Source organism: Streptomyces rimosus, assembly GCF_008704655.1.
GTDB classification, from domain to species: domain Bacteria; phylum Actinomycetota; class Actinomycetes; order Streptomycetales; family Streptomycetaceae; genus Streptomyces; species Streptomyces rimosus.
Genome location: NZ_CP023688.1, coordinates 348,261 through 360,935 on the forward strand (window position 1 = coordinate 348,261; position 12,675 = coordinate 360,935).

Genomic DNA, 12,675 nt, shown 5'->3' on the forward strand with positions numbered 1-12,675 from the left:
CCAACCGACCGAAGTCTGGGGCTTTCACCAGAAACTTCGGCCTGCTGTCGGGCTTTTCTACCGCCGCACTGGTCATCACCGGGCAGCAGGACGATGCGCCCCCACCCGGAACTCAAATCTCAAATTACACAACAAGTCCAAGGTACGCGCCTGAACGAGCCCTCTCCCCCAACTCGATGCACACACGACTGACGGTCGGCGCTTTTCGTCTCCGTCACCAAGTGACCGGGAGTGCCGATACCGAGAACCCGGAGCCGTTGACGAAGCGCAATTCGTCGCGTGGCGTGGCCAGGCGGAGAGTGGGGATGCGCCGGAACAGGGTATCGAGAACGATGCGCAGCTCCATCCGGGCCAGGTTCTTGCCGAGGCACTGGTGCGGTCCCGAACCGAAAGCCAGATGCCTGCGGTTGTCCCTGGTGACATCGAACGTGTCCGGGTCGGCGAAGACCGCGGGGTCGCGGTTGGCGGCGGCGGACAGGGCGGCGACGCCCTCACCCGTACGTACCAGAGTGCCGCCGATCTCAACGTCCGCCGTGGCGCGGCGCATCAGGGACAGCTCGGCAATGGAGAAGAACCTCAGCAATTCATCCACCGCTCCCGGGGTCAGGCCCGGGTCGGCGGTGAGGAGGGCGAGCTGGCCGGGGTGTTCGAGGAGAGCCAGGATTCCGAGTGCGGTCATCGTGGCGGTGGTCTCCAGGCCCGCGACGACCAGGAGTATGCACAGTTCGACCATGGCCCAGCGACTCTCGTCACCGCTGAAGAGCCGGTGGCCCGCCAGCCTGCCCAGCAGGTCCCCGGGCCGCTCGGTCATCTTCGTGGCACACAGCGCGTCGAAATACTCGCTCAGGGAGCGGAAGGACTCGGCGCGATCCGCATCAGCGGAGTCGTGGGCCACCAACACCGCGGTGTTGGTGGTGAGCTCCTCCCGGTAACCGGTCGGGATCCCGAGCAGCTCACACAGCACCAGACCGGACAGCGGCACGGCCAGCGCGGACACCAGGTCGGCGGGCTTGGCACCGGCCAGCACATCGTCGAGCAGACCGTCAACAATGCGCTGAATCTTGGGGCGCAGCTCCCGCATGCGGTGGATGGTGAACTCGCCGGCGACCGCACGACGGGCGGGGCCGTGCTCGGGCGGGTCCATCTCGATCAGCGAGGGCCTGAAGCCGGGGAAAACGGTCTCGCCGACGCGCATCCACGGGAAGTCCGGGTGCGAGCGGTCGGAGCTGAACCGGGCGTCGCCGAGCACAGCGCGGACGTCTTCATGGCGTGCGGCAACGAACACGGTACGTCCGCTCGGGCCCGTCACCCTGGGCAGGCCGGGGCGCTCGCGCAAGCCGGCGTATTCCGGCGGCGGAGAAAACGGGCAGGTCCGAGACATCGGCCACGTCTCGGCCCGCAACGGGCTCTGGTCGCGCATGGTCGCCACCTCGGCTCTCTCGGAGGTCGAGGACGATCGTATGACTGGTGATACCCGATTTTCCCTAGAGTCCCGTTGAGGGCGGATGAGGTCGGAATTCAGCCATCTGTCCAAATCGCCCGGGGGGGCTGCGACTGTGCCGATGCTGACCTTCTGGGGCGTCGGGAGGGTGTTGCCGGGGGCTTCTGGATGTCTACACCCGGTTCGTTGGCCGGCAAGCGGGCGCCGTGTCTACCTGAGGTGACCGCCGGGGCAGGAGGGCGAATCGCTGCGGTTCCCGACGTATTTCGCCCCCGTCGGCGAGCGCCCACGCCCGGAAGCCCCGATCGGCCTTCACCGCGGTCGTGGTGGAGGCCCAGTCCGGGCGCACCGTTGTGAACCACTCATGCGCGCAGCAGGGGGATCGGCGCGGCCGTACCGGTTCGTGAGCCGTCGGCCACGCGAGGGGGTGATACAGACTATGGGAAGAGCAAGGGCAGGAACGGCTAGCGGAAGACCGGTGAGCAAGGTGAGTGGCATGTCAGAGGTATCGCGGGTATTGGTCACCGGCGCCGGCAAGGGCATCGGGCTCGCGATATCCCAGCGGCTCGCGAAGGCGGGGTACGAGGTGATCGGCGTCGCCCGGAACGCGCCCGCGGGGGAGTTCCCCGGCTTGTTCCTGAACTGCGACCTCTCCGACGCCGACGCCACCGCGCAGATGCTGGAAGAGGCCACTCGGGAACGCGCGATCTGCCGGGTCGTCAACAACGCCGGGATCGCTCAGCCCCAGGCCCTCCAAGACCTCGACCTGGCGACCTTGCAGCAGGTGGTGGACCTGAACCTGCGCGCGTCGGTCCAGATCGTCCAGGCCCTGCTGCCGGGTATGCGCGCGCAGCGCTTCGGCCGCATCGTCAACATCACCTCGCGGGCGACGTACGGTGCCAGGAACCGGACCTCCTACGCGGCGGCCAAGAGCGCACTCGTGGGGTGCACCCGTTCCTGGGCCCTGGAGCTCGCGCCGGACGGCATCACCTCCAACGCGGTCTCGCCCGGCCCCACTGCGACCGAACTGTTCCGCCGCACGCGGCCCGTCGGCAGCGAAGCGGAACGCCAGGCGATCGCCTCGATACCGCTGGGACGCCTGGGAACTCCCGACGACGTCACCGCGGCCGTGTCGTTCCTGCTGTCCGACGACGCGGGGTTCATCACCGGCCACGTCCTCGACGTCGACGGCGGAAGCAGTCTCGGCGGGCGGTAGGGCGCTTCTGGGTTCTTCGAACTGCTGCGGTGCTTACTGATGCGCTCGCCCCGAAGGTGGCAGCAGGCGGGCGTGCGGTACGAGCTCCACAAGAGCTGCGGGTCCAACTGCGGGCAGTCACACACGAATGCACAACGCATTCCTCCAACTCGCCCACTGGATGGCCCTGGCCACCTGGTCAGTGCGCGGCCGGGTACCCGTTCGCAACTCCCGAAATAGGTTTCACTTTCCCCTTCTCTGAAGCACGACGTACCGAGCCGACCGGTCCGTCACACCCACCCGTCGCCCGAAAACAGGACGGTCCGCCGGACTGGCCCAGGGCATTCGGTTGACCGAAAGCTCGCAGCAACGAGCAAGCCGCACTGCCCTGCGCGGCGAGATGCCTGCTGTGGCTTCACACGGAAAAGAAGAGCGATCTCTACGCCACTCCCCCAGCCCCGTGTCCGGATGTCACCGCCAGGCGCCGCCCAAATCAGCTGGCGATCTCCCCTCAGGAGAGAAATACACGATCAGCGGGGCCGGGTTCACCGTCGCCCAGTGGTCGCTTCGATCAATTCGTGGGCGAGGTCGAAGCGGACGCCGTCGGGGTTGCGCAATTCCTCCGCTGCGTACCATGAGGCGTCGGCCTCCGGGTGGGGGCCGCTGACCCCGACCCGGCCCTTGCCGTACGGGGCGACGACCACGGCGGCGGCCCCGCTCTCGTAGGTCGCCAGGACGGTGGCGTCGGCGCCGTCGTCGAGGAGGAAAGCCGGCCCGTCCTGGAAGTACATATGCCGCGGCTTGCCTTGCCAGTCCACTTTCACCACGGTGTCACGGTCGTCGGGGACCGATGAGCCGGGCGAACCGGCGTACCCGTACGTGTCGCCTGGCAGCAGGTCGAAGCCCGGATCGCGCCCGGCTAGGTAGCCACCGAAGCACAGACCCAGATAGCTGCCGCCCGCCCGGATCCAGTCGCGGACCACATCGGCGGAATCGCGCAGGTCCCGCCAGGTTCTCGCCAGATCGGCACCACCCCCGGGCTGGACGTACAGCTGCGCCGCAGCCAAAGCGGAGGCGGTCAGAGGCTTTCCGGTGCCGGGGCCCACGTACGTGACCTCGAACGGCCGCGGTGCCCGGCGCAGCAAGTCGGCCACTGCCGGCGCGCAATCGGTGCAGCCCTGTGGGCCGTTGTAGACCAGCGCGAGCGGCGGTCGGGCTTTCCGCTCGTCGGCATCCGACCGGGCGCAGCCGGTGACCAGCAGGGCGGCGGCCGGGAGAATGCCGAAGAGCAGCCGACGCCGGTCCATAACGGCCGCGCGTGGGCCGACGCTCGATTCCCTGTCGGGCATGGTCCGCTCCCCCTCGCGATGTCCTGGCAGTGCTACGGCAGTGACAACTGACCCCGCTGCCTGATGCCGCACCCGACCATCTTCGTCGTCCTGGGCCGGGGCTTGGTGCCAGGTCGGCCGTTCCTCCCTAGTCCGGCCTCTGGCGGACGTGGTGCGCGATCGCCGCGTCGTCATTCGCGTCGTACGTCTCGTTGATCAGCGTTGCGAACGTCCTCACGACGGCATCGCGCTTGATTTTGCCGTTCGCGGTCCGCTCACCGCGCTCGGCTTCCAAATGCCGCGGCGGAACGCGGAAGTCCTTCAGCCGGACGCGGGCTGACTTCCGTACGGGGATACGGGCGTTTCCGTACGGGGGTACGGATGCTGCCGGCCGGTCAGGCGGGCGGGGCCGGCCGGGGTGATCCGGGGAGCAGTGGGCGCATGAATGTGCGCTCATAGCGCAGTACGCAACCGCTCTCGTCCCTGATCCGGTCCGCGTCGATGAACTCGGCGTCCTTGCCGAACAGGGATCGGTACTCCTCGTAGGCAGCGAGGCTGGGAAAGCTGAACAGGGCGAGTGCCTTGTCACTGGCCCCTTCCGCCGGCAGGAAGTATCCGTGGTGCGTGCCACCGTGCTTGTCCACCAGTTCCATCCAGCGGCGACCGAATCGCTCGAAGGATTCGGTCTTCGCCGGATCGATCACGTATTCCACCACGCAAGTAATCACGTTTCGAGGCTAACGCGCGAGGAAGAGGACCGGGGCCTGCCACACCCGCTACGCGCCCGCACGCCCAGGTCGCGCCCGTAGCCGGAGTCCCGCCGCGCCGTCACCCGTCGGACGAGGAAGAGGCCCGCTCCTCGCCACCGCAGGACGCGCGGACCGCCAGGGTCGGCCACAGCTCAAGGCAGTGAGTGGGGCGTTTCGTCGGATCGGCCATACGTGCCAAGACCGTTTCGGCGGCCTGTGAGCCGAGTCGGCGTCTCTGTGTGCGCACTGCGGTCAAGGGCGGGCCGGAGGCCGCGGCGACTTCGTCGTCGTACGACACGACGGCCAGGCCCCCGCGCACGGTGAGGCCGCGGTCCGGAGCCCGTTCCACCATGCCGATGGCCTCGCTGTCGGAGTGGACGAACAGGGCCTTGCTCCGGCCTCTCGGCAGCGTCGCAGCACGGTGTCGTAGGCGTCCGCCCAGCCTGCCGATCCGTAAGGGAGGACCCCGAAGCGGAGGCCATCAGGAGCGGCAAGGGAAAGGGAGACGCTTGTTTCCCGCCGCCCTGCGTCCGGTGCCTGCGTGGTCGGGCTGAAGCGTGCGGTGACGAACGCGATGCGGCGGTGTCCGAGTGTGACCAAGTGGTTATCCGCCCCCACTCACCCCGTCCGCCGCCGCCACATGGGCCCCACCTCACCCCACTCCCTCTCCCAGGCGTCCAAACGCCGGCGCTCCAGAATGCGGCGGATCCACCACGCGACTGAGAAGACGGCCGTGCCCGTGCCCGTTGCGGCCCATATTCCGGTTGCCGTGGCCGTGGACAGGGCGTCGTTGTGGTCGAGGGGTTTCTCGGTGAGGCGGCCGTTGTGCAGGACCCATACCGTGATGCGGGTGCCTTTTCGTTGGCCGGCGCTCACTTTTGTATCTCCGGTGTGGAACGAACCGTCCGGCGCTTTCCAGCGGACCTTTGTCGGGTATCCGCCGTCCGCTGCGCCGGCCTGCTGGGATCTGCGTGCCGTTACGTCCTGCATCAGCACCGCCGGCACCGGATGGCGTGTCCGCTGCTGCTCCCGTACGGTCCGGCTCTGTGTCTCGTAGGCCCAGGATGCTGCGCCGAAGCCTGCTGCCGGGGCGCCGACGGCCAGTAGCAGTGCGGTCAACAGGCCGAGCCAGGCTTCGAGAACGTCCACCCTGCGGCGCAACGGGTTACGGCGCCAGCGCCACCACCTTTTCGCGGTGCGCATGGGGCGACACCTCCTTCGGCATGCACGAGGTGGTGACCGGCGGCGTGGAGGAGCGGGCCGGCTCGTCAGGCGGGCTGGAGCGGGATGCGCCAGGTGACGCGGGTTCCGTGCGTGCCGGTTGGCCCCCGGTCCTGGACGTCTGCCTGTCCGCCGAGGAGTTCGGCTCGCTGCTGGATGTTGCCCAGTCCACTGCCCGCGGCGCTGCCGCCGATACCGGTTCCGTCATCGACGACCTCCAGGACCACCTCGTCGGCGACGCTGAGCGTGATGTCCGCGTGCCGGGCGTCCGCGTGCCGGGCGACATTGCTGAGGACTTCCGCCAGCACGGCCAGGACGTGTTCACCGGCCGCTGCCGGAATGTCGGTGTCGATGCGGCCCTCCGTCTTCAGCGAAGGGGAGAAGCCGAGCGGTTCCGCGGCGGCCGTGACCACGTCGGCGACCAGGCGGCGCAGGCCCCGCCCGGCCCCGGGGGCCCTCTCGGAGCGGAGTTCGAAGATGGTCGAGCGAATGATCTTGATGGTTTCGTCGAGGTCGTCCACGGCCCTGCCCACCCGGTCGGCCGCCTCCGGCCGGTCGATGAGCCGCCCGGCGCTCTGCAGCGTCATACCGGTCGCGAACAGCCGTTGAATGGCCAGGTCGTGGAGGTCGCGCGCGATGCGGTCGCGGTCGTGCAGCAGTGCCACCTGCTCGGCCTCCTTCCGGTGACGGCCGAGTTCCAGAGCGAGCGCCGCCTGTCCGGCGAACCCGGACACGAGCCGCACCTCGCTGGCGTCGAAGGGCGGCCGGCCGGCTGACCGGCTCAGCCGCAGGGCGCCCGAAGTGTTCTCGCCTACCGTCAGGGGGACCGCTACGACCGGGCCGCTTCCCTGGCCGAAGTCGGGCAGGGCGTAGGCGCGGGGGTCCGTACGGATGTCCCTCGTCACGACGGGCTCGCCGGTTCTGGCCGCCAGTCCGACCAGGGAGCCCTGGGACGGGATGACGGCGTCGGCCATGAGGGCGGCGCCGGCGCCGGATGCCACCTCGACGGTCAGCCCGTCCGCGTCGCGCGGCAGCAGTACGGCGGCGGAGTCGGCCTGGGCGACCTCCAAGGACCGCCGGGCGATGAGGCCCAGTACCTCATCGATGCCGGCGCCGGACAACAGGCTGCGGGTGATCTCCCCCAGGGCCTCCAGGCGCTGTTCGCGCCGCAGGCTCTCGTGGTACAGCCGCGCGTTGTCGATCGCGACTCCGGCCGCGACCGCAAGGGTGGACACCACGGCCTCGTCGTCGGCGTCGAAGAGCGCCCCGTCGCGCTTCTCGGTGAGATAGAGGTTGCCGAAGACTTCTCCTCGGACGCGGATCGGCACGCCGAGGAAGGTGCGCATGGCCGGGTGGTGTTCGGGGAAGCCGTGGCTCGCCGGGTGTTGGGTCAGGTCCGCCAGGCGGAGGGATTCGGGGTGGCGGATCAGTTCCCCGAGGATGCCGTGTCCCTCGGGCAGCGGCCCGATGCGCGCGATCAGTTCATCCGTCATGCCCACGGGCAGGAAGTCGGACAGGTAGGCGCCCTGCCCGACGGTGCCCAGCGCGCCGTACTCGGCTTTGGTGAGGGTCGCCGCAGCCTGCACGATGTGCCGCAGGACTTCGGAGAGTTCGAGTTCGCGCCCGACACCGAGCACCGCCTCCAGCAGGCTGTACATGCGGCTTTGTACGGTACGCGCGGCGTCCAGCCTGGACTGCAGCTCTTCCAGCAGCGCATCCAGGCGCAACTGCGGCAGCGGGAGTGGTGTCGGCCGCGCGCTCCCGTCGGCCCTGTCCGTCATGGCTCTCACCTCCGGACTCTGAGGGCAGCGTATTCCGTGCGGGTGAGCCCGGGGAGGCCGCCAGTGCGGTTCCGGGGATTGGCCGGGCCGGGCAGTTCTTCTGGTTCACCGCGGGGAGTCTCCTGTGCCGCACGTGTCAACGGCCGTGCCCGGCCACGGTGGCTCTCCCCTGCGCACCGAGCCGGCGGCCTGCCCCGGTGACCGGTGCCGCCTGCGGTGTGAGGACGTCAGGTGCCAGGGCACGCTGGTGACCATGACATCGGGGACGAAGAGCAGCCGGCTTTTGAGCCACAGCGCCGACTGGTTGTGCAGCAGGTTCTCCCACCAGTGGCCGACGACGTATTCGGGGATGAACACGCTGACCACCGTGCGGGGGCCGGCGCGGCCGAGGGAGCGTACGTACGCCACGGCCGGCCGGGTGATCTCCCGGTAGGGCGAGCGCAGCATCCGCAGCGGGACGTCGACGCCGAGGCTGTCCCACTGCGAGCGCAGGGTGTCGGCTTCTTCCCGTTCGACCATGACGGTGAGGGCTTCCAGGATGTCGGGGTGGGTGGCGCGCGCGTAGGCGAGGGCCCGGAGGGTGGGGCGTTGCAGGTGGGAGACGAGGACGACGGCGTGTACGCGGGTGGGTGAGCGCAGGTCGGCAGCGGGGTCGACGGCCTTCAGCTCGTCGGCGACGGTGGTGTAGTGCCAGTGGATCGCGCGCATCGTCAGCCACAGAACCACCGCCGCGATCACCGCGAGGTAGGCGCCCTGGGTGAACTTGGTGGCCAGCACGATCACCAGAACCGATGCCGTCACCACGGTTCCCACGGCGTTGGTCGCCCGCGCGCGGTGGTGGCGCCGGCGCACCGCCGGGTCCCGCTCGGTGGCCAGGGCGTGTTTCCAGTGCCGGACCATGCCCGCCTGGGAGAGGGTGAAGGAGGTGAAGACGCCGAGGATGTACAGGTGGATGAGGCTGGTCACCGAGGCGTGGTAGGCCCACAGCAGGGCGCCGGCGGTCAGGGCCAGGAAGACGATGCCGTTGGAGAAGGCGAGGCGGTCGCCGCGGGTGTGCAGTTGGCGTGGCAGGTAGCGGTGCTGGGCCAGGACCGAGGAGAGCAGCGGGAAGCCGTTGAACGCGGTGTTGGCGGCGAGGACCAGGACCAGGGCGGTGGCGGCCTGGACGAAGAAGAAGCCGAAGCCGTGGCCGCCGAAGACCGCCGCCGCGAGCTGGGCGATGACGGTGCGCTGCGGGGTGTGGGCGCAGTCGGTCACGGCGGGGGTGAGGTCGCAGGTGTGCTCGGTGATGTGGACCTTGCTGATCAGGGCCAGGGCGGTGATGCCGGAGAACATCGCCACCGCCACGCCGCCCATGACGGCCAGCGTGGTGGCGGCGTTGCGGGACTTCGGCCGGCGGAAGGCCGGGACGCCGTTGGCGATGGCCTCCACGCCGGTCAGCGCGGTGCAGCCGCTGGAGAAGGCCCGTAGCGCCAGGAGCAGCAGTGCGAGCGGGGCCAGGTCGTCCTGGCCTGGTGCGGCCTGGATGCCGTAGCGGGCCGATTCCGCCACCGGCGCGTCGCCCAGCAGCCAGCGCAGCAGGCCGGTGGCGCACATCAGGAGGATGGCGGTGATGAACAGGTACGTGGGGGCGGCGAAGACCCGCCCCGACTCGCGCACCCCGCGCAGGTTGAGGGTGGCCAGCAGGGCCACGAACAGCACCGCCATCAGCGTCCGGTACGTGTGCAGCGCCGGAAGCGCGGAGATGATGTTGTCCACGCCCGAAGCGACGGACACCGCCACCGTCATGACGTAGTCCACCAGCAGCGAGGCGGCTACCACCAGGCCCGCCGACGGGCCGAGGTTGGTGGACACCACGGTGTACGAGCCGCCACCCGACGGATAGGCGTGCACCACTTGGCGGTAGGACAGCACGACCACGGCCATCAGGACGACCACCGCGACCGCCACCCACGGCGCCAGATACAGGTAGGCCAGCCCGCCCAGGGCGAGGACCAGCAGGATCTCCTGGGTGGCGTAGGCGACCGACGACAGCGGGTCGGAGGCGAAGACGGGCAGCGCCAGCCGCTTGGGCAGCAGCGTCTCCTGGACGTCTTCCGTGGGCAGTGCCCGGCCGATCACGATGCGCTTGACCATGTCCAGCAGCTTCGGCATGCGGCGATCCTAGGGCGTGCGACCGGCTCCGAAGGCGACGCTTTCGGCCGCCCGGCCCGCGTGTCGGACGGGAACGACCGGCCGCCGACCTGCGGCGTCACCCGTTCCCGCTAAGGCGTCGTATTCCGCGTCAGGCATGCACGAACGCCCCGGGTGACCGCGCTCTTGTGCAGGGAGAGAGGGACGGGCACGAAGTGCAGCGCGTACGTACCGGCCTCCGGCCCGCGGCTGAACACGATCCTGACCTTGCCGATGCCGTACCGCGACAGGTCGATCCGGAAGACGTGGGGATCGTCTTCGTCGTCGGGGTGGAGCGGGATGCCCCGGAGCAGCAGAGGTACGGGGATCAGGCTCCGCAGCATCAGCCGGCCGCCGCGGACGAACACCTCCACCGCGGGCCCGGCCAGGGCCCGGGCCCGTACGTCCGTGATCCGGCCGGCGAGGGTGTACCAGCCGCAGAGCTCGCCCCACAGTTCGGGGCGGTGCGGCACATCGGTGCGGAGCGTCTGCTCCGGCAGGCCGAGCAGGCGGCGCAGCAGCGCCTCGGTTTCGCCGGGTAGCCACAGCAGCGCGCGGTGGGCGGCGTTGGTCAGGGCGAACACCGCGAGCCCGTCGTCCGGGGCGACGAACATCTGCGAGGTGAAGCCGGGCAGGATGCCCTGGTGCTCGACGAAGCGGTGCCCGTCGGCCGCACCGCGGAAGAAGGCCAGGCCCATGCCGGGCACGCGCGGATCGGGCTGGTAGTGCGGGTCGAACATCGTGGCGAGGGTCGTGGGGGCGAGGACCGAGCCGTGCTGGTTGGTGCCGCCGCCGAGGAGTGCGGACAGGTAGCGGGCCATGTCCCGCGGGGTCGAGTAGACGGACGAGGCACCGGGGGTCGCCCGCTCCCGGTCGGTGACCGCTTTCAGGCCGCGGGCGCGCAGTTCGTACCCGGTCGCCAGGCGCCCGAGGATGTGTGCGGCGCGGATCAGGTCGGTGTCGGTCATGCCGAGGGGGGTGAAGACGTGCTCGCGCAGGTAGTGGTCGAAGGGCTCGCCGCTGACGTCCGCGACGATCTGGCCGAGGGTGGCGAATCCGTGGTTGGCGTACGTCCATTGCGTGCCCGGCTCCGCGTCGATCCGCAGGCCGCGGCGGTAGTACTCGGCGAGCGACGGCAGTGGCCGGCCCACCCGTACGCCTTCCCCCGCGTTGGGCCGCAGCAGGTCGGCCGGTGTGCGCAGCTCGCCCACGCCCGCGGTGTGGGTCAGCAGGTGACGCAGGGTCGGGGGACGGTAACCGGGCCTGGCCGGGATGAGGGGGTAGGCGCTGAGATAGTCCGCAGCGGGGGCGTCGAGGTCGACCAGGCCCCGCTCCCACAGCTGCATCACCGCGATCGCGGTGAAGGTCTTGCTGATGGAGGCGACACGGAAGACCGTGTTGTCGCCGACCGGCTCGCGCATCTCCACGTCGGCGAACCCGTGCATGGAGAGGTGCTCAAGACGGCCGTCGTGCACCACTCCCACAGCCAGTCCTCCGACGGGTCGGCGGTTGCGCATCCCGGCGACCCATTCCTCCGTCGCGCTCGCGAGTTTCCGAAGCATGGCTCCTCCTCACCTCCGGCGCGTGGCCGCAGTTATCGGGCGCGCGCTGCCGCCCGTCAAGGGGCCGGGAGAGCAGAAAAAGAAGCACCCGGCCCAGGAGCGGGAAACCCGCGTCGACGCCAGGGTGGGGAGGACGAGCCGCACCAGGCGAAGGAGGGGATCTGCCTGGAGAGGGTTCGGTCCGGAGGGACCCGCGCCTCTCCAGGAGGACCTCCGATACGGCGAGCGCTGGAGGAAGGTCGGGCAGGCAGTGGGCAAGAAGCACAAAGACGTCGCGGCTCCGGCGACAGTTTCCGCCCTGAGGGCGGGCACCTTGCGCAGAGCGGCCTACGAGCGTGAACTGCTGCGCCTTCAGACGGAGTTGGTCAAGGTTCAGGAGTGGGTGCGCGCCGAGGGCACCCGGCTCGTGGTCGTCTTCGAGGGACGGGACGCGGCCGGCAAGGGCGGTGTGATCAAGCGCGTCGCCGAACACCTCAACCCGCGGGTCGCGCGGATCGTCGCGCTGCCCGCGCCGTCCGGGCGGGAGCGGGGGCAGTGGTACTTCCAGCGGTATGTGGAGCGGCTGCCGACCGCCGGTGAGATCGTGCTGTTCGACCGCAGTTGGTACAACCGGGCCGGGGTCGAGCACGTCATGGGTTTCTGCGACGAGGAGGAGTACCGGCGCTTCCTGCGTCAGTGCCCGGTCTTCGAGCGCATGCTGGTCGAGGACGGGATTCTGCTGCGCAAGTACTGGTTCTCGGTGAGCGACGCCGTACAGGAACAGCGGTTCCGCAGCCGCCTGGAGGACCCCACGCGGCGCTGGAAACTGTCCCCGATGGACCTGGAATCGGTCACGCGGTGGGAGGCGTACTCCCGTGCCAAGGACACGATGTTCGCCCACACGGACCGTCCCGAGGCCCCGTGGTACGTCGTCGAGAGCGACGACAAGCGGCGGGCCCGTATCAATATGATCGCGCACCTGCTGTCCACGCTCCCCTATCACGAGGTACGGGAACCGGCGCTCGCCTTGCCGCCCCGGCCGCCGTCCACCGGCTACCGGCGTCCGCCGAGGGAGTCGCAGACGCGTGTGCCGGACCATCCCGTGCCGGGCTGATGCCCCGGGGCAGGGACGGCACTGCTTCCGTGACCCGCCCCCGTCACGGCCGGTGGCCTCCGGGCCGGGCGGCGCGCGCCAGGGCCGTTCGGCCCCCTCCCCGCAGGAGCTGTCGGCCCGACGATGAGGGCAT

The 12,675-nt window shown here is 69.9% G+C and carries 10 protein-coding genes; 2 read left to right on the plus strand and 8 right to left on the minus strand.

Annotation, left to right across the window (positions count from 1 at the left end; genetic code table 11):
* Nucleotides 1-214 precede the first annotated feature (214 nt).
* Nucleotides 215-1,285, minus strand: a complete 1,071-nt coding sequence (locus tag CP984_RS01410; protein WP_226048584.1) for a cytochrome P450 — start codon at nt 1,283-1,285, stop codon at nt 215-217.
* Nucleotides 1,286-1,937: 652 nt separating this feature from the next.
* Between CP984_RS01410 and CP984_RS01415 the strand changes: the two genes are divergently transcribed.
* A complete protein-coding gene (locus CP984_RS01415; protein ID WP_030183246.1) occupies nt 1,938-2,657 on the plus strand; it encodes an SDR family oxidoreductase in 720 nt (239 codons plus the stop codon).
* Between the two features lie 524 nt (nt 2,658-3,181).
* Here CP984_RS01415 and CP984_RS01420 read toward each other — a convergent pair.
* The 7 genes from CP984_RS01420 to CP984_RS01450 form a co-directional block, all read right to left on the minus strand.
* A complete protein-coding gene (locus CP984_RS01420; protein WP_226048585.1) occupies nt 3,182-3,985 on the minus strand; it encodes a BPL-N domain-containing protein in 804 nt (267 codons plus the stop codon).
* 374 nt (nt 3,986-4,359) lie between these two features.
* Nucleotides 4,360-4,677 (minus strand): NIPSNAP family protein, encoded by a 318-nt coding sequence (locus CP984_RS01425; protein WP_003980545.1) that lies wholly within the window; start codon nt 4,675-4,677, stop codon nt 4,360-4,362.
* A 115-nt stretch (nt 4,678-4,792) separates the two neighbouring features.
* Nucleotides 4,793-5,164 (minus strand): substrate-binding domain-containing protein, encoded by a 372-nt coding sequence (locus tag CP984_RS01430; RefSeq protein ID WP_317985633.1) that lies wholly within the window; start codon nt 5,162-5,164, stop codon nt 4,793-4,795.
* Between the two features lie 167 nt (nt 5,165-5,331).
* Nucleotides 5,332-5,916: an Rv1733c family protein gene (locus CP984_RS01435; RefSeq protein ID WP_003980544.1), complete on the minus strand. Its 585-nt coding sequence runs from the start codon at nt 5,914-5,916 to the stop codon at nt 5,332-5,334.
* A 65-nt stretch (nt 5,917-5,981) separates the two neighbouring features.
* Nucleotides 5,982-7,715, minus strand: coding sequence for a GAF domain-containing sensor histidine kinase (locus CP984_RS01440; protein ID WP_003980543.1), 1,734 nt, complete (start codon nt 7,713-7,715; stop codon nt 5,982-5,984).
* 105 nt (nt 7,716-7,820) lie between these two features.
* The gene (locus CP984_RS01445; RefSeq protein WP_003980542.1) at nt 7,821-9,869 is read right to left on the minus strand and encodes an APC family permease; all 2,049 of its coding nucleotides are present in this window, start codon (nt 9,867-9,869) and stop codon (nt 7,821-7,823) included.
* Nucleotides 9,870-9,979: 110 nt separating this feature from the next.
* Nucleotides 9,980-11,449: a serine hydrolase domain-containing protein gene (locus CP984_RS01450; protein WP_100246501.1), complete on the minus strand. Its 1,470-nt coding sequence runs from the start codon at nt 11,447-11,449 to the stop codon at nt 9,980-9,982.
* Between the two features lie 298 nt (nt 11,450-11,747).
* On the opposite strand from CP984_RS01450, the gene ppk2 reads away from it, so the two are divergent.
* Nucleotides 11,748-12,542 carry a polyphosphate kinase 2 gene (gene ppk2 / locus CP984_RS01455; RefSeq protein WP_030183228.1) on the plus strand — a complete coding sequence of 265 codons (795 nt, stop codon included), beginning with the start codon at nt 11,748-11,750 and terminating at the stop codon, nt 12,540-12,542.
* Nucleotides 12,543-12,675 lie beyond the last annotated feature (133 nt).

Bases quoted from the DNA above. Each gene is read 5' to 3' on its own strand.
- CP984_RS01415 (WP_030183246.1), top strand. From the start codon at position 1,938: ATGTCAGAGGTATCGCGGGTATTGGTCACCGGCGCCGGCAAGGGCATC.
- CP984_RS01420 (WP_226048585.1), bottom strand. From the start codon at position 3,985: ATGCCCGACAGGGAATCGAGCGTCGGCCCACGCGCGGCCGTTATGGAC.
- CP984_RS01435 (WP_003980544.1), bottom strand. From the start codon at position 5,916: ATGCGCACCGCGAAAAGGTGGTGGCGCTGGCGCCGTAACCCGTTGCGC.
- CP984_RS01440 (WP_003980543.1), bottom strand. From the start codon at position 7,715: ATGACGGACAGGGCCGACGGGAGCGCGCGGCCGACACCACTCCCGCTG.
- CP984_RS01445 (WP_003980542.1), bottom strand. From the start codon at position 9,869: ATGCCGAAGCTGCTGGACATGGTCAAGCGCATCGTGATCGGCCGGGCA.
- CP984_RS01450 (WP_100246501.1), bottom strand. From the start codon at position 11,449: ATGCTTCGGAAACTCGCGAGCGCGACGGAGGAATGGGTCGCCGGGATG.